This window comes from Bradyrhizobium sp. cir1, assembly GCF_014198245.1.
Classification (GTDB): domain Bacteria; phylum Pseudomonadota; class Alphaproteobacteria; order Rhizobiales; family Xanthobacteraceae; genus Bradyrhizobium.
Window position 1 is genome coordinate 167,685 of record NZ_JACIHE010000001.1, and the last position, 20,472, is coordinate 188,156.

Annotated in this window: 18 protein-coding genes; 14 read left to right on the top strand and 4 right to left on the bottom strand. The window is 64.4% G+C overall.

Annotation, left to right across the window (positions count from 1 at the left end; genetic code table 11):
• Positions 1-165: 165 nt before the first annotated feature.
• The 10 genes from adh (at position 166) to GGD63_RS00840 (ending at position 10,843) form a co-directional block, all read left to right on the top strand.
• A complete protein-coding gene (gene adh / locus GGD63_RS00795; protein WP_183239019.1) occupies positions 166-1,683 on the top strand; it encodes an aldehyde dehydrogenase in 1,518 nt (505 codons plus the stop codon).
• A gap of 292 nt (positions 1,684-1,975) precedes the next feature.
• A complete protein-coding gene (pdhA, locus tag GGD63_RS00800) occupies positions 1,976-2,998 on the top strand; it encodes a pyruvate dehydrogenase (acetyl-transferring) E1 component subunit alpha (protein ID WP_183239020.1) in 1,023 nt (340 codons plus the stop codon).
• 29 nt (positions 2,999-3,027) lie between these two features.
• Positions 3,028-4,425 (top strand): pyruvate dehydrogenase complex E1 component subunit beta, encoded by a 1,398-nt coding sequence (locus GGD63_RS00805; protein ID WP_183239021.1) that lies wholly within the window; start codon positions 3,028-3,030, stop codon positions 4,423-4,425.
• A gap of 3 nt (positions 4,426-4,428) precedes the next feature.
• Positions 4,429-4,731 (top strand): DUF5076 domain-containing protein, encoded by a 303-nt coding sequence (locus tag GGD63_RS00810; RefSeq protein ID WP_008547332.1) that lies wholly within the window; start codon positions 4,429-4,431, stop codon positions 4,729-4,731.
• Between the two features lie 2 nt (positions 4,732-4,733).
• Positions 4,734-5,186: a nucleoside deaminase gene (locus tag GGD63_RS00815; RefSeq protein WP_183239022.1), complete on the top strand. Its 453-nt coding sequence runs from the start codon at positions 4,734-4,736 to the stop codon at positions 5,184-5,186.
• A 63-nt stretch (positions 5,187-5,249) separates the two neighbouring features.
• Positions 5,250-6,596 carry a pyruvate dehydrogenase complex dihydrolipoamide acetyltransferase gene (locus tag GGD63_RS00820; protein WP_183239023.1) on the top strand — a complete coding sequence of 449 codons (1,347 nt, stop codon included), beginning with the start codon at positions 5,250-5,252 and terminating at the stop codon, positions 6,594-6,596.
• Positions 6,597-6,618: 22 nt separating this feature from the next.
• Positions 6,619-6,852 carry a hypothetical protein gene (locus GGD63_RS00825; RefSeq protein WP_183239024.1) on the top strand — a complete coding sequence of 78 codons (234 nt, stop codon included), beginning with the start codon at positions 6,619-6,621 and terminating at the stop codon, positions 6,850-6,852.
• Positions 6,853-6,869: 17 nt separating this feature from the next.
• Positions 6,870-8,291 carry a dihydrolipoyl dehydrogenase gene (lpdA, locus tag GGD63_RS00830; RefSeq protein ID WP_183239025.1) on the top strand — a complete coding sequence of 474 codons (1,422 nt, stop codon included), beginning with the start codon at positions 6,870-6,872 and terminating at the stop codon, positions 8,289-8,291.
• Positions 8,292-8,419: 128 nt separating this feature from the next.
• Positions 8,420-9,661 carry a threonine synthase gene (locus GGD63_RS00835; protein ID WP_183239026.1) on the top strand — a complete coding sequence of 414 codons (1,242 nt, stop codon included), beginning with the start codon at positions 8,420-8,422 and terminating at the stop codon, positions 9,659-9,661.
• Positions 9,662-9,871: 210 nt separating this feature from the next.
• Positions 9,872-10,843, top strand: coding sequence for a tripartite tricarboxylate transporter substrate binding protein BugD (locus tag GGD63_RS00840; protein ID WP_183239027.1), 972 nt, complete (start codon positions 9,872-9,874; stop codon positions 10,841-10,843).
• A 68-nt stretch (positions 10,844-10,911) separates the two neighbouring features.
• Here GGD63_RS00840 and GGD63_RS00845 read toward each other — a convergent pair whose 3' ends face one another.
• The 3 genes from GGD63_RS00845 to GGD63_RS00855 all read right to left on the bottom strand — a co-directional run bounded on the left by GGD63_RS00845 (position 10,912) and on the right by GGD63_RS00855 (position 14,475).
• A complete protein-coding gene (locus GGD63_RS00845) occupies positions 10,912-11,298 on the bottom strand; it encodes a response regulator transcription factor (RefSeq protein WP_183239028.1) in 387 nt (128 codons plus the stop codon).
• 88 nt (positions 11,299-11,386) lie between these two features.
• On the bottom strand, positions 11,387-12,052 hold the full coding sequence (locus GGD63_RS00850; RefSeq protein ID WP_183239029.1) for a response regulator transcription factor: 666 nt from the start codon (positions 12,050-12,052) through the stop codon (positions 11,387-11,389).
• The gene (locus tag GGD63_RS00855) at positions 12,049-14,475 is read right to left on the bottom strand and encodes a PAS domain-containing sensor histidine kinase (protein WP_183239030.1); all 2,427 of its coding nucleotides are present in this window, start codon (positions 14,473-14,475) and stop codon (positions 12,049-12,051) included. Before GGD63_RS00855 ends, GGD63_RS00850 begins: the two co-directional genes overlap by 4 nt.
• A gap of 717 nt (positions 14,476-15,192) precedes the next feature.
• On the opposite strand from GGD63_RS00855, the gene GGD63_RS00860 reads away from it, so the two are divergent.
• The 3 genes from GGD63_RS00860 (at position 15,193) to GGD63_RS00870 (ending at position 16,139) form a co-directional block, all read left to right on the top strand.
• A complete protein-coding gene (locus GGD63_RS00860; RefSeq protein WP_183239031.1) occupies positions 15,193-15,588 on the top strand; it encodes a hypothetical protein in 396 nt (131 codons plus the stop codon).
• Positions 15,585-15,773 (top strand): hypothetical protein, encoded by a 189-nt coding sequence (locus GGD63_RS00865; RefSeq protein ID WP_183239707.1) that lies wholly within the window; start codon positions 15,585-15,587, stop codon positions 15,771-15,773. The genes GGD63_RS00860 and GGD63_RS00865 overlap by 4 nt, the downstream gene beginning before the upstream one ends.
• A 66-nt stretch (positions 15,774-15,839) precedes the next feature.
• Entirely contained in the window at positions 15,840-16,139 is a 300-nt protein-coding gene (locus tag GGD63_RS00870) for a hypothetical protein (protein ID WP_246785331.1), read from the top strand.
• A gap of 83 nt (positions 16,140-16,222) precedes the next feature.
• On the opposite strand, the gene GGD63_RS00875 is transcribed toward GGD63_RS00870, so the two are convergent.
• Positions 16,223-18,409, bottom strand: a complete 2,187-nt coding sequence (locus GGD63_RS00875) for a lytic transglycosylase domain-containing protein (protein ID WP_183239032.1) — start codon at positions 18,407-18,409, stop codon at positions 16,223-16,225.
• A 323-nt stretch (positions 18,410-18,732) separates the two neighbouring features.
• Here GGD63_RS00875 and GGD63_RS00880 point away from each other — a divergent pair, with 323 nt between their 5' ends.
• Positions 18,733-20,469, top strand: a complete 1,737-nt coding sequence (locus GGD63_RS00880; protein ID WP_183239033.1) for an adenylate/guanylate cyclase domain-containing protein — start codon at positions 18,733-18,735, stop codon at positions 20,467-20,469.
• Positions 20,470-20,472: the final 3 nt, after the last annotated feature.

The following is a 20,472-nucleotide window of genomic DNA, read 5'->3' on the forward strand; positions in this document are numbered from 1 at the left end:
AGCACCCCATCTCGCGCTTGCCTCGCCCACGACTGTCGCAGAACTGCGACAGGTCCACTCCGCCATCGCTCTCCCCCGGGCTGACAGAAAACGCCTCCCGCATCATCGTCGGCGCAAGTCGTGAACAGACGACGACAAGCGCAAACAGCAACATGGGAGTGATCAATGAACAAGGTGGAATTCCTGGGTATCACCCAGCATCCGTTCGCCGAACGTTATGACAATTTCATCGGCGGCAAGTTCGTCGCGCCGGCCGCCGGCAAATATTTCGACAATGCCTCGCCGGTGAACGGCCAGATCGTCTGCAAGATCGCGCGCTCCGACGCGCAGGACGTCGAGGCAGCGCTCGATGCGGCGCATGCCGCGAAGGGCGCCTGGGGCCGCACCAGCGTCGGCGAGCGCGCCGCGATCCTGAACAAGATCGCCGACCGCATGGAAGAGAATCTCGAGCGCCTGGCCGTTGCCGAGACCTGGGACAACGGCAAGCCGATCCGCGAGACCCGCGCCGCCGACCTGCCGCTCGCGATCGATCATTTCCGCTATTTCGCCGGCGTGGTGCGCGCCCAGGAAGGCTCGATCGGCGAGATCGATCACGACACCATCGCCTATCATTTCCATGAGCCGCTCGGCGTGGTCGGCCAGATCATTCCCTGGAACTTCCCCCTGCTGATGGCCTGCTGGAAGCTCGCGCCTGCGCTCGCCGCCGGCAACTGCGTGGTGCTCAAGCCCGCTGAGCAGACCCCGGCCTCGATCATGGTCTGGGCCGAGATCATCGCCGACCTGCTGCCGGCAGGCGTGCTCAACATCGTCAACGGTTTCGGTCTCGAGGCCGGCAAGCCGCTGGCATCCAGCCCGCGCATTGCGAAGATCGCCTTCACCGGCGAGACCACGACGGGCCGGCTGATCATGCAATATGCCAGCCAGAACCTCATCCCGGTCACGCTGGAACTCGGCGGCAAGTCGCCCAACATCTTCTTCAAGGACGTCACAGCCGAAGACGACGACTTCTTCGACAAGGCGATCGAGGGCTTCGTCATGTTCGCGCTGAACCAGGGCGAGGTTTGCACCTGTCCCAGCCGGGCGCTGGTCCATGCCGACATCTACGACCGCTTCATGGAGCGGGCGCTGAAGCGCGTCGCCGCGATCAAGCAGGGCGATCCGCGCGTGGCCGACACCATGATCGGCGCGCAGGCATCGAGCGAGCAGCTCGCAAAGATCCTCTCCTATATCGACATCGGCAAGCAGGAGGGGGCCAAGGTGCTGGCGGGCGGCGGTCGCGCCGAGCTCGGCGGCGACCTCGCGAAGGGCTTCTACGTCCAGCCCACGGTGTTCGAGGGCCACAACAAGATGCGCATCTTCCAGGAGGAGATTTTTGGCCCCGTCGTCTCGGTCACGACCTTCAAGACCGATGACGAAGCGCTCGCGATCGCCAACGACACGCTCTATGGCCTCGGGGCCGGCGTCTGGAGCCGCGATGCCAACCGCTGCTACCGCTTCGGCCGGGCGATCCAGGCCGGCCGGGTCTGGACCAATTGCTACCATGCCTATCCCGCACATGCGGCCTTCGGCGGCTACAAGCAGTCGGGTGTCGGTCGCGAGACCCACAAGATGATGCTCGATCACTACCAGCAGACCAAGAACCTCCTGGTCAGCTACAGCCCGAAGAAGCTCGGCTTCTTCTGATCGGCAAGATCTGATCGGAGGAGAGGGCGGCGCCGTTTCGGCGTCGCCCGTTCCTAATGTCGGGTCTTGGTTGACCGGGCGTTTCTTGACGCGGCCACGAATCTGCGCGTGCCGTCCCCCGGGCAGCGATTTGTTGCCCGATCGGCGCCAAACATTTTGCAATATTACGATCACGTTGCAGTGCGGCATAATGAAAGTCGTGCCATGTCACCTGTCATGTCGCCGCGGTGCTTTCCAAGGGCGTTTGACTTGGGTTAGAGAAGGCGAAAGTTTTCTCTGACCCGGAATTCCCATGGCCGCACCCAAGAAAGCCGCCGCAAGCACTCCACAGGACAAGACCGACGGCGGTTCGCCGCCGGAATTCACGAGGGAGCAGGAGCTCAAGGCGCTCCGCGACATGCTCCTGATCCGGCGGTTCGAGGAAAAGGCCGGCCAGCTCTACGGCATGGGCGCCATCGGCGGCTTCTGCCACCTCTATATCGGCCAGGAGGCCGTGGTGGTCGGCATGCAGATGGCCCTGAAGGAGGGCGATCAGGTCATCACCGGCTATCGCGACCACGGTCACATGCTTGCGACCGGTATGGATGCCAATGGCGTGATGGCCGAGCTCACGGGACGCCGCGGCGGCTATTCCAAGGGCAAGGGCGGCTCCATGCACATGTTCAGCAAGGAGAAGCACTTCTACGGCGGCCACGGCATCGTCGGCGCCCAGGTTTCGCTCGGCACGGGTCTGGCCTTCGCCAATCACTATCGCGGCAACGGCAATGTCAGCGTCACCTATTTCGGCGACGGTGCGGCCAATCAGGGCCAGGTCTATGAGAGCTTCAACATGGCGGAGCTCTGGAAGCTGCCGGTGATCTTTGTCATCGAGAACAACCGCTACGCCATGGGCACCTCGGTGTCGCGCGCCTCTGCGCAGCAGGATTTTTCCAAGCGCGGCGCGTCCTTCAACATTCCCGGCAAGCAGGTCGACGGTATGGATGTCCGCGCCGTGAAGGCTGCGGGCGAGGAGGCGGCGGCCTGGTGCCGCGCCGGCAAGGGTCCCTTCATCCTGGAGATGCAGACCTACCGCTATCGCGGGCACTCGATGTCCGACCCTGCAAAATATCGCACGCGCGAGGAGGTCGAGAAGGTCCGTCACGACCAGGACCCGATCGAGCAGGTGCGCAACCGCCTGCTGGCGGCCAAGGTCAGCGAGGCCGATCTCAAGGCGATCGACGCCGAGGTGCGCGACATCGTCAATGCGTCCGCCGACTTTGCCCAGCATGACCCCGAGCCGGATGCCGCCGAGCTCTGGACCGACGTTTACCGCTGAACGCGCGCAAGCTTTCTTTTGGAGTCGATATGCCAATTCAAGTGCTGATGCCCGCGTTGTCGCCCACGATGGAGAAGGGCAACCTCGCCAAATGGCTGAAAAAAGAGGGCGAGACGATCAAGTCGGGTGACGTGATCGCCGAGATCGAGACCGACAAGGCGACCATGGAGGTCGAGGCGACCGACGAGGGCACGCTCGGCAAGATCCTGATTCCCGAGGGCACCGCCGACGTCGCGGTGAACACGCCGATCGCGACCATTCTCGCCGACGGCGAGAGCGCAGCCGATCTTGCCAAAGCACCTGCACCGGCCGCGAAGGCTGCCGAGTCCGCGCCGCCCGCCGCTGCAAAGGCCGAAGCGCCTGCGCCCAAGCCTTCTGAGATCAAGGCCGCGCCTGCGCCGCAGGCCGTTGCCGAGCCCGATCCCGAAGTGCCCGCCGGCACCGAGATGGTGACGCAGACCATCCGCGAAGCCCTGCGCGATGCCATGGCCGAAGAGATGCGCCGCGACGCGGACGTCTTCGTGATGGGTGAAGAGGTCGCCGAATATCAGGGCGCCTACAAGGTCACCCAGGGCCTGCTCCAGGAATTTGGCGCAAAGCGCGTCATCGACACCCCGATCACCGAGCACGGCTTTGCCGGCGTCGGCGTCGGTGCCGCCATGACGGGGCTGAAGCCGATCGTCGAGTTCATGACCTTCAACTTCGCGATGCAGGCGATCGACCAGATCATCAACTCGGCGGCCAAGACGCTCTACATGTCCGGTGGCCAGATGGGCTGCTCGATCGTGTTCCGCGGGCCCAACGGTGCCGCCGCGCGCGTCGCCGCCCAGCACAGCCAGGATTACTCGTCCTGGTACTCGAACATCCCGGGCCTCAAGGTCGTCGCGCCGTTCTCGGCCGCGGACTACAAGGGCCTGCTCAAGGCTGCGATCCGCGATCCCAATCCGGTGATCTTCCTCGAGAACGAGGTGCTCTACGGCCACACCGGCGAAGTGCCCAAGCTCGACGACTTCGTGATTCCGATCGGCAAGGCGCGCATCGTGCGCGCCGGCAGCCACGTCACCATCATCTCGTGGTCGAACGGCATGACCTATGCGCTGAAGGCCGCCGACGAGCTCGCCAAGGACGGCATCGAGGCCGAGGTGATCGACCTGCGCACGCTGCGTCCGATGGACACCGAGACCATCGTCAACTCGGTCAAGAAAACCGGGCGAGCCGTCACGGTGGAGGAGGGCTGGGCCCAGAGCGGCGTCGGCGCCGAGATCGCCGCGCGCATCATGGAGAACGCCTTCGACTATCTCGATGCGCCGGTCGCGCGCGTCTCCGGCAAGGACGTGCCGATGCCCTATGCCTCGAACCTGGAGAAGCTCGCGCTGCCCTCGGCGGCGGAAGTCGTCGAGGCCGCCAAAGCCGTCTGCTACAGGTAGACCATGGCGGGCCCGAAGGAGCAGCCACTTCCGCCCGACGTCATGACCCGCGACGACGCGGTCGAGATCCTGCGCGTGTTCGTGCTGGACGGCGGGCTGTCGATGGCGTTCCAGCGCGCCTTCGAGGAGCCCGACATGTGGGGCCTGCTGCTCGTCGATCTCGCTCGCCACGCCGCGCGCGCCTATGCGCGCGAGAGCGAATATACCGAGGAGGACGCGCTGAACCGGATCCTCGACATGTTCCAGGCCGAGATCGAGCGTCCCACGGACACCGGCACCACGACGCCCCGCGGGAAGGGACACTGAAAGTGGCGATCGAATCCTACCACTTCAACTTCATGCTGGAGGCGATCCGCGAGGCGGAAGCCTCGATCGCGCAGGGCGGCCTGCCGATCGGCGCCGTGCTGACGCGCGACAACAAGATCATCGCCCGCGGCCACAACAACCGCGTGCAGGAGAACAACGTCATCCTGCACGGCGAGATGAGCTGCCTGCGCGAGGCCGGCGCGATCACGTTCCACGACACCGTCATGTACACCACGCTCTCGCCATGCTCGATGTGCGCCGGCGCGCTCGCACTGTTCAAGGTCAAGCTTGTGGTGATCGGCGAATCCGTCACCTTCGAGGGATCCAAGGACATCCTCGACAAGTTCGGCATCCCCTGGATCGACCTTGCCGACGACCGCTCCATCAACATGATGAAGAATTGGCGTTCCATCCCTGCCAATGAGCGCCTGTGGCAGGGCGACATCGGCAACTAAACCTGGTCTGTTCGTCTCCGCTGTCGGAGACGACGTTTTTGCAAAGTTCTTCTTGAGGTCAGCATGCCCATCAACATCCTGATGCCCGCTCTCTCGCCGACGATGGAGAAGGGCAACCTCGCCAAGTGGCTGAAGAAGGAAGGCGACAAGGTCAAATCCGGCGACGTCATCGCCGAGATAGAGACCGACAAGGCGACCATGGAGGTCGAGGCGATCGACGAGGGCACGATCGCCAAGATCCTGGTCCCCGAGGGCACGCAGGACGTTCCGGTCAACGACGTGATCGCCGTGCTCGCCGGAGAAGGCGAGGACGTGAAGGCTGCGGGTAGCGCCAAGCCCAGCGCGTCGGCCGCGCCGCCGAAGGCCGCTGAAGCTCCTGCTGCCGCACCGGCGCCTGCGCCGGCCGCGCCCAAGGGGGCGCCGCCGCCCGCTGCTCCTGCGCCGCAGGCGACAGCTCCCGCTGCGCAGAGCAACGGCCATGGCGGCCGCGTGTTCTCGTCGCCGCTGGCCCGTCGCCTCGCCAAGGATGCAGGCATCGATGTCTCGATGGTCACCGGCACCGGTCCGCATGGCCGCGTGGTCGCGCGCGACGTCGAGCAGGCCAAGTCCGGCAAGGGCCTCAAGGCGCCCGCCGCGGCGCCGTCAGGCGCACCCGCGATCGCGCCGACCATGTCGGACAAGCAGATCCTGTCGCTGTTCGAGCCAGGCTCCTACGATATCGTCCCGCATGACGGCATGCGTCGCACCATCGCGCAGCGCCTGACCGCGTCGATCCAGAACGTCCCGCACTTCTATCTCACCATCGACTGCGACATCGGCAAGCTGCTCGTCGCGCGCGAGGAGATCAATGCGGCTGCTCCCAAGGACAAGGAGAAGAAGCCGCTCTACAAGATCTCGGTCAACGACTTCGTCATCAAGGCGATGGCGGTCGCGCTGCAGAAGATCCCGAATTGCAATGTCAGCTGGACCGAAAGCGGCATGGTCAAGCACCATCATTCCGATGTCGGCGTCGCCGTGGCGATGCCGGGCGGCCTGATCACGCCGATCATTCGCAAGGCCGAGACCAAGACGCTGTCGACCATCTCCAACGAGATGAAGGATTTTGCCGCGCGGGCCCGCTCGCGCAAGCTGAAGCCCGAGGAGTACCAGGGCGGCACCACGGCCGTCTCCAACCTCGGCATGTACGGCATCAGCCACTTCACCGCCGTGATCAACCCGCCGCATGCGACCATCCTCGCGGTCGGCACCAGCGAGGAGCGCCCCGTCGTGCGCGGCGGCAAGATCGAGATCGCGCACATGATGAGCGTGACCTTGTCCTGCGATCACCGCGCCATCGACGGCGCGCTCGGCGCCGAGCTGATCGGCGCGTTCAAGCAGCTGATCGAAAACCCTGTGATGATGATGGTCTGACGCGGCCGCAGAGGGGGCAATTTTGCATGTCCGGACCCGCTGGCCATGGATATCGCTGCTGCTTGGGGCCGTCGTCGCGCTCAACCCGGTTGGGCTCGATTTTCTTCACTCTGCGTTCTTTGCCGGTGAGCAACTGGCACGGAACATCGCCCAGCCCATCGTGCTCACCGCGCTGGCCATCATGGTCCTGGCGGTGCTGCTCGAATGGCTGGTGAGGTCTTTTCTGGTCAAGCGCCGCGCCCGCGGCGACTCTTGAGTTGAACGGGAGCCGACATGGCCGATACATCCTTCGACGTCATCATCATCGGCTCCGGTCCCGGCGGCTATGTCACCGCGATCCGCGCCGCCCAGCTCGGTCTCAAGACGGCGATCGTCGAGAAATCCTATCTCGGCGGCATCTGCCTGAACTGGGGCTGCATTCCGACCAAGGCGCTGCTGCGCTCGGCCGAGATCTACCACTACATGCAGCACGCCAAGGATTACGGCCTGTCGGCGGAGAAGGTCTCGTTCGATCCGAAGGCGGTGGTGCAGCGCTCGCGCGGCGTCTCGAAGCGGCTGAACGACGGCGTCGGCTTCCTGATGAAGAAGAACAAGGTCAGCGTGATCTGGGGCGCCGCCTCGATCGACGCGCCCGGCAAGGTCACCGTGAAGAAATCCGACGTCGAAGCGCCCAAGGGATCGCTGGGCGAGGGGACCTATCAGGCCAAGCACATCATCGTGGCGACCGGTGCGCGGCCGCGCGTGCTGCCGGGCCTCGAGCCCGACAAGAAGCTGGTCTGGACCTATTTCGAGGCGATGGTACCGGATCGGATTCCGAAGTCGCTGCTGGTCGTCGGCTCGGGCGCCATCGGCATCGAGTTCGCGTCCTTCTTCCACACCTTGGGGTCTGACGTCACTGTGGTCGAGGTACTGCCGCAGATCCTGCCCGTGGAGGACGCGGAGATCGCAGGGCTCGCGCGGAAACGCTTTGAGAAGATGGGCATGAAAATCATGTCCTCGACCAAAGTCACAAAACTCGAGAAGAAGGCCGACAGCGTCGTCGCCACTATCGACGATGGCAAGGGCAAGCCCGTCACCACCGAGTTCGAGCGCGTGATTTCGGCCGTCGGCGTCGTCGGCAACATCGAGAATCTCGGTCTCGAAAAGCTCGGCGTCAAAACCGACCGCGGCTGCATCGTCATCGACGGCTACGGCAAGACCAACGTTCCCGGCATCTACGCCATTGGCGACGTCGCGGGCCCCCCGATGCTTGCGCACAAGGCCGAGCATGAGGGCGTGATCTGCGTCGAGGCGATCAAGGGCCTGCATCCGCATCCAATGGACAAGAACATGATCCCGGGCTGCACCTATTGCCATCCGCAGGTCGCGTCCGTCGGTCTCACCGAAGCCAAGGCCAAGGAGAACGGCCGCGAGATTCGCGTCGGCCGCTTCCCCTTCGTCGGCAACGGCAAGGCGATCGCGCTCGGCGAGGATCAGGGCCTGGTCAAGGTCATCTTCGACAAGAAGACCGGCCAGCTGCTCGGCGCTCACATGGTCGGCGCCGAGGTCACCGAGCTGATCCAGGGCTACGTCGTCGCCATGAATCTGGAGACGACGGAAGAAGAACTGATGCACACGGTTTTCCCGCATCCGACCCTCTCGGAGATGATGAAGGAAGCCGTGCTGGATGCGTATGGACGGGTGTTGAATATTTAATCGTCGCCGTCATTGCGAGCGAAGCGAAGCAATCCAGGCTGCCGCTGCAGAAAGATTCTGGATTGCTTCGCTGCGCTCGCAATGACGAGCAGAGAGAGCTGTTTGCAGAACAAGAAGGAAACCACCCCATGCACGACAACGACAACCTCACCATCGAACGCCCGACCTTCGTCACGCATCTTGAATGTGCGATGGAGGGCGACCACTACGCCGCCGATCAGGTTCACAATCTCTCCAAGGCGGGCAAGCCGCTCTTGGTCCGCTACGATCTCGCCGGCGTGAAGAAGGCGCTGACCAAGGATGCGCTCAGCAACCGTCCCGGCGACATGTGGCGCTACCGCGAGCTGCTGCCGGTGCGCAAATGCAAGGACATCGTCTCGCTCGGCGAAGTCACGACGCCGCTGATCCGGCTGCCGAAGCTCGGCAAGAAGCTCGGGGGCGGCGAGATCATCGTGAAGGACGAGGGGCGCCTGCCCACCGGCTCGTTCAAGGCGCGCGGCCTGGTGATGGCGGTGTCGATGGGCAAGGCGCTCGGCATCAAGCACATGGCGATGCCGACCAACGGCAATGCCGGCGCGGCGCTGGCGGCCTATGCGACGAGCTGCGGCATCAAGACCACGATCTTCTGCCCGGCGGACACGCCTGAGGTGAACGTCAGCGAGATCGAGCTCCAGGGTGCGACCGTCTACCGCGTCAACGGCTATATCGACGATTGCGGCAAGATCGTCGGCGAGGGCAAGGCGAAAGTCGGCTGGTTCGACACCTCGACCTTGAAGGAGCCGTACCGCATCGAAGGCAAGAAGACGATGGGCCTCGAGCTCGCCGAGCAGCTCGGCTGGGACGTGCCCGACGTGATCTTCTATCCGACCGGCGGCGGCACCGGCCTGATTGGCATGTGGAAGGCTTTTGACGAGCTGGAGAAGATCGGCTTCATCGGAAGCAAGCGCCCGCGCATGGTCGCGGTGCAGGCCTCCGGCTGCGCGCCGATGGTGCGGGCTTATGAGGCCGGCACCGAGCATGCGACGCGTTGGGAGGATGCCCACACCATTGCGTCGGGCATCCGCGTGCCGCAGGCGATCGGCGATTTTCTCATTCTGCGCGCCGTGCGCGAGAGCAAGGGCTTTGCCATTGCCGTGGATGACGACAAGATCTCCGCGGCCCTGAACGAGGTCGCGCGCGAGGAGGGGCTGCTGCTGTGTCCCGAGGGCGCAGCCACCTACGCTGCCTACAAGGAGAGCCTTGCCGACGGCCGCGTCAGCAAGACCGATCGCGTCATGCTGTTCAACTGCGCAACCGGTCTGAAATACCCGCTGCCGCCGGTCACCCGTACGCTCGACCGCCACAAGCCGATCGACTACGCGCAGTTCTAGCGCCGAGCAAAGGAGGCCGCGGGCGAGTTCGTAGTTCTCCCTCGCCCCGCTTGCGGGGAGAGGGTTGGGGTGAGGGGGAGTCTCCGCGGGGACGGTGACAGCTGAATTTGCGGAAGCTCCCCCTCACTCGAAATCCGCGCTACGCGCGAATTCCGACCTCTCCCCGCAAGCGGGGAGAGGTGAAAAAGAAAAACGATGGGGAGAACACGAATGAAGAAGGCCGTCTGGGCCGGACTGATCGGTATTCTCGCTATTGCAGGCGCAGCTCGCGCCGACGACTATCCTTCGCGCCCCATCACCATCATCGTGCCCTTTGCGGCCGGCGGCCCGTCGGATGCGATGGCGCGCGTGCTCGCCGAGCGGATGCGGGTCTCGCTCGGCCAGCCCCTGGTGATCGAGAACGTCACCGGCGCGGGCGGCTCGATCGGCGTCGGGCGTGCCGTGCAATCGCCGCCGGACGGCTACACCATCTCCTTCGGTCATCTCGGCACCCATGTCGCCAACGGCGCCGTCTACAAGCTCAGCTACGATCTCGTCACCGATCTCGAACCCGTGGTGCTGCTGCCGAGCAACCCGATGATCGTGGTCAGCAAGAATGCGGTGCCCGCGACCTCGCTGAAAGAACTGATCGAATGGCTGAAGGCGCGGCCGTCGCCGCCAACAGCCGGCACCGCCGGCGCAGGCTCCGGCAGCCACATCGCCGGCGTCTATTTCGAGAGTGTGTCCGGCATCAAGCTGCAATACGTCCCGTACCGCGGCACCGCGCCCGCGCTGAACGATCTGATCGCCGGCCAGATCGATATCATCGTCGACCAGACTTCCAACTCCATCAACCAGGTCCGCGCCGGCACCATCCGCGCCTACGCCATCACCGACAACAAGCGCCTCGCCTCCGCGCCAGACATCCCGACTGCGGAGGAGGCGGGCCTGAAAGGCTTCAACATGACGCTGTGGTCGGGACTGTGGGCGCCGAAGGGTACGCAGAAAGAGATCGTGACCAAGCTCAACGCCGCGGCCGTGGAGGCGCTGAACGATCCCGCCGTGAAGAAGCAGCTCGAAAGCCAGGGCCTGGAGATGACGCCGCAGAACCAGCTCACCCCGGAGGCTCTTGGTGCACGACAAAAGGCCGAGATCGCAAAGTGGTGGCCGATCATCAAGGCAGCCAACATCAAGGTGGATTGAGCGCCCCGCTGTGGCTGCAGCGCACAATGTCCCGGCCGTGAGAACCGGCGGGACGCGGCGCCGCCGCGTCACATCGTGGCTTTACTAGCGCCAGACAGTGCAGTCTCCAGGCACTCGATCAGGGCTCGCGTTGAAAACGGCTTGGCGAGAAAGCAGATCGCGCCGGCCTTCAGCGCGCGGTCGCGCACGGCCTCGTCCGGAAAAGCCGTCATGAAGATGAAGGGCGTGATGCGCCCGAGGCCGCGTATATGCGTCAGCAGCTCGACGCCGCTCATGGCCGACATCTGCACGTCCGTGATCACGCAGGAACTCGTCTCCAGTTCGGCGGATTGAAGAAATTCGTGAGCGGAGCCAAAGGTGTAGACCGTGTATCCTCGCGACGTGAGGAGGTTGTTCGTCGCAAGGCGAACGGAGGGATCATCATCAATGACGGAAATGATCGAAGACACTGACAATAGGATCGCTCCTGCACGGGGGAGCCGCCGGCCGCGGTTCAGGCGCTTGAGGGAAGGTGGGCCACCAGAGCGAGCTTGGAAAGCATACTTAGGTTTGCAAGTGACCCCTATTGCGCGGGATTCCGAGCGCGTCCGTCATTCTGACGAGATCGGCCAATGACTTCGCTCCCATCTTCCGCATGATCTGCCCGCGATAGATCTTCACGGTGATTTCGGCCAATCCGAGCTCGGCGGCGACCTGCTTGTTCATCAGCCCGGATGCAACCAGCGCGAGGACGTCGCGCTCGCGTGCCGTCAGCCCCTCGAAACGGGATCGCACACCTGAGATCGACTTCTCGGCATCGCGCCGCTTGCGATCTCGTTCGATCGCCGCCTGCACCGCATCCAGCATGTCCTGGTCGCGCACCGGCTTGGTCAGAAAATCGACGGCACCGCTTTTCATGGCTCTCACGGTCATGGGGATATCGCCATGACCGGTGATGAAGATAATGGGCGTGTGAATATTGGCCTTGGCGAGGTCCGCCTGGAGGTCGAGGCCGCTCGAGCCCGGCAGGCGGATGTCGAGCACGAGGCAACTGGGGACCGCAGGCGGTTTGGCTTCCATGATCTCCGCTGCCGAACTGAAGGCTTCAACCTTGAGACCGACCGATTGAAAGAGATTGGTGAGCGCGCGGCGCATCGACGGATCGTCGTCGACGATCAGGACGATCGGATCGCCGGCGCTCGCCTCGGTCTGCTTGGCATGGTCGGTCACGACGTGTCCTTGTGTGGCAAGGGCAGGGCGATCTGGAATGTTGCACCGCGCCCCTCATTTTGGAAGGCCGAAAGCCGGCCCGCGTGAGCCTCGATGATCGATCGGCAGATCGAGAGTCCCATGCCCAGACCGCCCGATTTCGTCGTGAAGAAGGGCGTGAAGATGCGCTCCTTGACGTCTTTGCCGAGGCCGATACCGCGGTCCGTCACGGTGAGGAGCAGGCGGTCGTCATCGTCCGCCCGGCACGAGCGGATCGCCAGTTCGCGCGGGCGGTCGACATTGCCCTGCATGGCTTCGATGCCGTTCATCACCAGGTTGATCAGTACTTGCTGGAGCTGAATGCGGTCGCCGCAGATCCGGGGCAGGTCGGACGCCAACTCCATTCGCACCGACACCGCATGGGTCGCGAGCTCGCGCCGGACGAGCGCCACAGCTTCCCTGACGACCTGGTTGACATCGAGTGGAACGACTTCGATCTCGGTCTTCTTCGCAAGCGCCCTGATCCGGCGGATCACCTCGGTCGCCCGGTTGGCGTCCTCGACAATCCATTCGGCGGAACGGCGCGCGGCTTTCAGATCGGCCGGTTCGCGGTCGAGCCAGGCGATGCAGGCGTCCGCATTGGAGATCACCGCGGCAAGAGGCTGGGTGATTTCGTGGGCAATCGAGGTGGTCAATTCGCCGAGCGTCGTGACGCGCGTGACATGGGCGAGTTCGCTTTGCGCCTTGCGCAGCGCCTCTTCCGCCTGCTCGACGCGGATCGCCGCCGTGATGTCGCTGCTGACGCCGCGATAGCCGAGAAAATTGCCTTGCTCATCATGAAGGGGCTTGCCGCTGGTGCGCACGTAGATTGGAGATCCGTTACGATCCCTGCTGCGGTAGATCAGATCTCGGAACGGAACGTGGGCATCGAGCGCCGCGCGATGCTGCTCCCATTTCTCCGGCTCGAACTCGGCATCGGGGGGAATGTCCCAACGGGTCAGGCCGATCCAGCCCGTCGGCGCGGCGCTGGAGGTATCGGCATGTTCCGATATCCGCGTAATGCGGTGGTCCGGCCCGGTCTCCCAGAACCAGTCCGATGCGGTTTCGGCATAGTCGCGGAAACGCTGCTCGGATGCCTTGAGCTCGTCGAACGCCTTATGCAGCGCATCCTTGGCCGCGAGCTGCTCGGTGACGTCCACATGCGTGCCGATGATTTCCACCACCTCGCCGTCGCCGCCTAACACGGGATGTCCCTCGCTGTGGACGCGTCTGATCGAGCCGTCGGGGCGCAAAATCCGGAAGTCGATCTGGAAGGGCTGCTTCTGCCTGATAGCTTCGCGCTCCACCTTGATAATCCGCTGAAAGTCCTCCGGCAGGATGCGTTGCTGAAAAGCCTTGGCTGGGACATCGATCTGGTCCGGCTCAAACCCGAACAGGCGAAAGAGTTCAGCCGATCGGTAGGCGAACTCCTGACGATGAACGTCCCAGGCCCAGCTGCTCGTATGGCTGAGGCGCTGGGCTTCACTCAAATAGGCTTCGCTGCGACGAAGCTTCTCTTCCGCTTCCTTGGCAATCGTGACATCGGTCACCGCGCCGACGAACTCGATGCGCCCGGATGGATGTCGAACCGCGCGCGCCACGGAATGAAGATATTTGACCGATCCGTCGGGCATCAGCAGGCGGTATTCGTGGTCGAAATCCTCCGCCAGGCGGTAGGCCCGATCAAGGGTGCTCCGGACCCTGTCGCGGTCTTCCGGATGGATGCGCTGAAAGACGAAGCGCAGGGTCGGCTTCGTCGCCGGGTCGCACTGGAAGATGCGGAAGGTCTCCCTCGACCAGACGGCCTCGCCGGTCGCAAGGTTCACGCCGAAGCTGCCGGTGTGGCTCAATTCCTGAGCCTGGGCGAGATAGGCCTCGCTCTGCCGCAGCGCGTCCTCCGTCTCCTTGCGCTGGGTGATGTTCTCGCAGGCGACCAGCAGGATCGGCGTGCCGTCGCCGCGCAGCATCGCCTTGGCGTTTTCGCGGACCCAGAGCACCGACCCGTCCTTCCGGAACTTGCGGATCTCCCAGGTATGCGACTGGTTCACGGTCGTAAGGCACAAGGCGACGCATTGACGAACGAAGTCGTGGTCTTCCTCGAAGAAGACGTTCAGCACGGATTGGCCGATCAGCTCGTCCGTCGTGTAGCCCAGTTGTGCGGCGCCGAACGTATTGACGTTGAGCACCGTTCCGGCCGGATCGACCATGAAGTACATGACCGGATTGTGCTCGAACACCTCGCGCCATTGCTTCACGGCGTCACGCAGATCGGTGTTCTGCCGCGCGGCGTCTGCGACCGCGGGCCTATCCTTCTCGCCGTTGCCGAATGATCGAAGCGCCGCAAGGCCGCCGAGCAGGAATTGAGCGGCGGAATTCCCGATTTTCGTGATCTGGCCAGGCATCATCGCAAGCGTCCCGGCTCGCCAGCCGTCGAGGCGAGTAGAGCACTTTGCCATAACAGGGGCAATTCCCTCCGACCAAAGTCGGTTTCCCGGCAGAATTCCCGATTGCCGTGCAACTTGCGCGCGTTGCGCTGTCTCGTTGCGCAGGTGGGGCGGAGGTCCGGAGAACTACGGCACAAACCTACGTATAGCTCGCACAAGCCTAATTCTAGCGCACATTTACCTCCGTACAATTGAGCGGTGCGTTGCGAGGAGCCTAGTCTTGCGGCCAATCGAGAGGAGACGATTGCGGAGCACAATTGCTGAAAAGCTCGGCGTATTGCCTCCAAAGAACCAGCCTCTGCGTCCGCCGCCCTGACTTGCCGGATGAATCAGGCGGTCGCGATTGAGAAGCCGCATTTTCCGTGACGACCGTGGCGACCCCTGCATTTGCGCAAGAGGAAGCCAGGACCCCAAGAGGTCAAGAGGAGAGGATGATGTGCGATAGCCCCGAGTACTCAGAACGCCGTCCCGAGTCCAAAGGCTGTGCCGTCTGTGCCGGGAAGTTTGGCCTGATCCGATACTACTCCTGGCGGACGCCGCTCTGCTCGCGGAAGTGTCTCGACCGGTTCAGGGCGCGTCGCGAGCGCGACCGCAGCTGGCTGTTCCGATGTCAGGCGGCATGACGATCGGCTGCCGCACCTAGCCCGTCAGGCCATTTCTTCGTCCGGAGGCTGTGAGTTGAACCCTGGCTGCAAGCTCCTGTTGGCGATCGCACTGCCGCTTCCGCTGCTGACGGGCGTGCAGGCCGATGAGGTCGCACGGGATGGTTCACATCGTCACCATCCGCCTCAGGATCAGCTGCTGCACGAGAAATTCTATTCGGGCTGGCGCATGCCGGACAATCCGGTTCTGAGCTGCTGCAACAACGCGGATTGCTACCCGACCGAGATACGCTACGTCGACGGCAGGATCTATGCGCGGCGCCGGGAGGACGGGAAATACATCCTGATCCCGTCCCAGAAGGTCGAGCGCAACAGAGACAATCCCGACGGCCGCAACCATATCTGCGCGCCGCCGCCGTCCGCCTCTCTGGTCGACACGGTCTACTGCTTCGCGCTGGGAGGTGCCACGTGAGATTCATATTGGTGAACGGCAGGACCCCGTTCCGCAAGACGTCGTGCCTGTGGTGCTGCGAGGAGGTCGAGGGAGGCTATCTGCGCGACGCCAGGACGCTGCTGCCCTATTGCAGTTACGAATGCTACGCGATTCACCAGGAAGCGGCGCCGTTGATCGAGGGACGAACGCGCGCGGCATCCTGAACAGCCAGCCTGAGAGGCGCATCGACGGATATTCCATCGGCAGGAGAGGACACGGCATTGAGATTCATGCTCGTCAATCAGGAACATCCCTGCCACGACGCCGCATGCAGCGCATGCGCCCGGCCGCTGGGTTCGAGTTACGTCCGGCATGTGTCCAAGCAAGAGCGGTACTGCGACTACGATTGCTATCGCCAGCGGACGACCATGGACATGCTGTGGCCCCGCAGCCCGTTCGAGGCGATCGCGGTGCTGACGGTACTTACGAGCTTGAGCTGGATGATTCAGATGGGCGCGCTGTCGCGCTCACTGGCCGAGGCCTATCTGCGCGAGTACGACCTTCTGACCACGGAAGGAGGTGACCGCTAGCTGCTCGATGCCGGCCGCGCAGAGTTGTCGGCCGCAGTCACCGCGTCCAGCCCGCGCCGCGTCCAGCCCCGGCGGTCGCGAGGCTAGGGCGACGGGGCTGCGGCCGATACCGTTGGCTCCGCGCTCACCTCCTGCGTCGTGACGCGCTGCTCGGATTTCGACGCGACCATGTCGCTGCTCTCGAACCGTGCGCGGTAGACCAGCACGTTCTCAATCACGCGCTGAACGTAATTGCGCGTCTCCGACAGCGGGATGCGCTCGACCCAGTCGACCGGATCGACATTGGGATCCCTGGGGTCGCCGCGCGCCTGCACCCATTCGCGCACCCGGCCACGGCCGGCATTGTAGCCGGCGAAGGTCATGATCTGGTTGCCGCGATATTCCGACAGCAGTGCGCTCAGCTCGGCCGCGCCCATCTGCGTGTTGTAGACGGGATCGGAGACCATCCTGTCCCAGTCATAGGTCAGGCCGAAGCGTTTGGCGGTGTCGCGGCCTGCTTCCGGCGTCACCTGCATCAGCCCGACCGCATTGGCGGGCGACTTGTCGCGCTGGTCGAACGAGCTCTCGGTGCGTGCCACCGAATAGATTACGCTGGTCTCGATCGGCGGAGCGAGCTGCTTGTGCTCGGGGATGCCGATGGTCGGGAAGGCGTAATGGTCGAGCGCGAGCCCGCGCGCCAGCGCCGACTTGCCGACCTCAAGCATCACGCGCGCATCGTTGCGCCGGCCGGCGAGTGCGCCGAGCGCCTCGAGCGCTGCGACGTCGGTGCTCTCCTTGGCAAAATCCTCGGCGTAATAGAACACCATGTCGCGCTCGCCGATCCCGTACAGCATGTCGGCGGCGCGCACGCGATCGTCGGCAGGCGGCGTGTCGGCAGAGGCCAGAACCGGCGAGGGTGCACGCAGCTCGATGCGGTCGAGCCCGAGCTTGGCGCGGGCGAGCTGGCCGTAATAGGCGGTCGAATAGCGCGCCGCGGCCTTGTAGCTCATGCGGGCGTCGGCGGCCGCACCCATGGCTTCCGCCGCGCGGCCGCGCCAGTAATGCGCGCGCGACAGCGCGATCGGATTGGCCGAGCCCTCGTCGATCGCGGCGAAATGCACCATCGCCGTCCTGGGGTCGTTGAGATAGCGCAGCGCGATCCAGCCGCACATGAAGTGATAATCGACGCGATAGACCTCCATCGCCGGCACGGCCGCGGCGCGGACCACGTCGTAAGCGGTCTTGAACTTGCCCTGGTCGAGCAGCTTGCGCGCCAGCAGGCGTCGCTCGCGCCACCAGGCGTCGGTGTCCTGCGCGGCCATCGTGTCGGGCGCGGCGGCGAGGATCACCTCGGCCGCATCGTCGATGCGGTCGTTCTGGAGATGCCATTGGGCGCGGCACAGCACATAGCCGAGATCGCGGCGCGCCTCGGCTGAGACATCGTCGAGATAGTCCTTGGCCTTGTTCGCCTTGCCGGTGACCGCAGCGCAGGCCTTGACGATCGCGAGCGCATCCTCGCCGAGCCGTTTTGCCACGCGCCTTGCGCCGGCGTAGTCCTTGGCGCCGAGCCGCTTGTCCATGCGGGCGCGGTGATCGTCGGCGTTCAGGAGGTCGCGGAACGCCTCGTAGGAATCCTCCTCGCTGCGCTCGGACAATTCGTCCGTGCGCCAGGCCTCGCGTACGAGCCGCGCGGCCCTGTCGGTCTCGCCTTCGCTCAGCAGCACGCGGGCGAGCGCGAACTTGCCCTTGGCGCTGGTCGGGCGGTCCATCGTGAATTTGTGCACGGTGGCGGCGTCTGCCTTCTCCTGCCACAGCCGCGCCTCGGCGCGGCGGCGCAAGAGCGCGCTGCTCGGCCAGTCCGGGTTGGCGGCGAGGAAGCCGGCGTAGCGCCTGAAATTCGCGGTGCTCTCGGAATGGCGCAGCATGAACCAGTCGGCGAGCTTCTGCCCGGCGGGGTCGGCGATGCGGTCGCGCGCCGCGCTCGCGTCGTCGGTCTTGCCCTTGCGCGCGAGATCGATGGCGTCCTTCAGCGCGGCGAGATCGCCGGTGAGCGGCGGGGCGGCCGGCTTGTCCGCGGGCGCGTCGTCCTGCTTCTTCGACTTTCGCTTGGCCTCGGCATGCTTGCCATGACGGGATTTCGCCGCGGCATGGCGCTGCTTGCCGGCTTTCGCCTCATGCGTCTTCTTCGACGCCGACGATTTGTGACTGCTTTTCGCCGCCAACTCGGTGGGAACAAGGGCCAAGGCGGCCACGGCAACGACACACGCGAGCGAGCGTAGGCACTGGTTCATTGGATGGTCCCCCTGCGAAACCACTACAAACCAAGGTCCGCGACGACATGCGGCTTGAGAATCAAAAACGACACCAAAACGATGCCATGACATCGTTTCGCATTCCTCACGCTGTCGCAACAATGCGGCAAAATACGGATGAGGCGAGGGAACTTCCGCAAAGGAGAAAAGGGCAGGCGCTTTAACCTTTGTTAACGATTTGGGCTCGCGCGACGGTTGTGCGCGGTCTGGTGCGTCACAACGGCCAGATTGCGCGTGTTCCCGCCGCCAAATCCGGTGTATTGAGTTCCCTAAGCCGTCCTTTCAGCCTTTGCCCCGCAGCTATGCCAATTTTCAACCAGTCGATCCGGCGCAAGATCGTCGGCATCGCCCTCGGGCTAATCGTCCTGATGCTGGTCACCTCGGTCTTGTCGATGGTGATGTCGAGCCAGGTCGGAATCCTGCTGGACGAGCTGACCAACCGCTACATCCCGGCCTATGGCGATCTGGCGCGCGCCAATATCCGCTCGCTGGAGCGGGCGGTGGCGCTGCGGCGCATGGTCATGATGAGGATGCAGTCGCCGACGGACGAGGAGGCCTATGCGGCGCGTCTGCGCGAGTTCGAGGAAGCGGACCGCAGGATCGAGGAGGAGGCCGAGCGCGCGCGCAAGCTGATCAACGCGATCATCGACGATCCCAGGACGCAGTCCGACAACGCGGCGCTGGCGCGGATCGAGATCCGCATCGAGGCCGCCGTCAGCGAGCTGCGTCGCGACCAGAGCGAGGATCACGCCAAACTCCTCAAGCAGATCGACGCAAAGCAGATGGCGGAGGCCCGCGTCACGCTCGAGCACATCGACCTGCTGCGCGACCAGTTCAACCAGAAGATCGACGGCATCCGCGCCGACATGCTCAAGCAGGTCTTCGCCTCGACGTCGCAGGTGATCAGCCGTCAGCACCAGGCGATCATCGTATCCGGCCTCGTGACTTTGCTCGCAGCGGTGGTCGGCTTTGTCTTCGCGTTGCTGGTCTCCAGCGGCATCACGCGTCCGGTGCGGCTCCTGCTCGCCGGCACCCGCGAGGTCGAGGCGGGTCGGTTCGACAAGCCCATCACGGTCTCGACGCAGGACGAGATCGGCGAGCTCGCCGCCGCCTTCAACCGCATGATCGAGCAGCTCAGGCACAACGAGCGCATCCGCGAGACCTTCGGCCGCTACATCGACCCCAAGGTGGTGGAGGGCCTGATCGACCGGCCGGAGGTCGCCATCGACGGCCAGCGCCGGGTGATGACCATCATGTTCTGCGACATGAGCGGCTTCACCTCGATGAGCGAGGGCATGACCCCGCGCGGCCTCGTCAAGGTGATGAATCACTACTTCACGGTCATGTCCGCGCCCGTCAGGAGCAATCGCGGCGTGATCGACAAATATATCGGCGACGCCATTATGGCCTATTGGGGTCCGCCCTTCATCGAAGGGGACGAGCCGGCGCTGCTCGCCGGCCTTGCCGCCATCGAGATGGCCGACCAGGTGCCCGCGCTGCAGAAGCAGCTGCCGGATCTGCTCGGCATCCGCGCCATGCCGGCGCCGTGCGACCTGCGGATCGGCATTGCCACCGGAGAGGTCCTGACCGGCAGCATCGGCTCAGAGCTGATGATGAGCTTCACCGTGATGGGCGATGCCGTGAACCTCGCCTCCCGGCTCGAGGCCGCCAACAAGGTCTACGGCACCCGCATCCTGATCGCGCAGGCAACGGCGGATGCGATCGGCCCGCAGCTCGAGCTGCGTGAGGTCGATCGTCTCGCGGTCGCCGGCCAGACCGCGCCGCAAGCGATCTTCGAGGTGATGGGCAGGGCAGGCGCGCTGACCGAGGCGCAAGCGAGCCTGGGACAGCACTATGCCGCAGGCCTCGCCGCCTATCGCACCTGCCGCTTCGCCGAAGCCCGCGCCGCCTTCAACGCAGCGCTCCAAGCCGTCCCAGGCGACGGTCCCTCGCGCACGCTGCTCGGTCGCATCGCGCAGTTCGAGGCCAATCCGCCGGAGGCGGGCTGGGACGGCGCATGGCGGTTGGAGCAGAAATAGGTA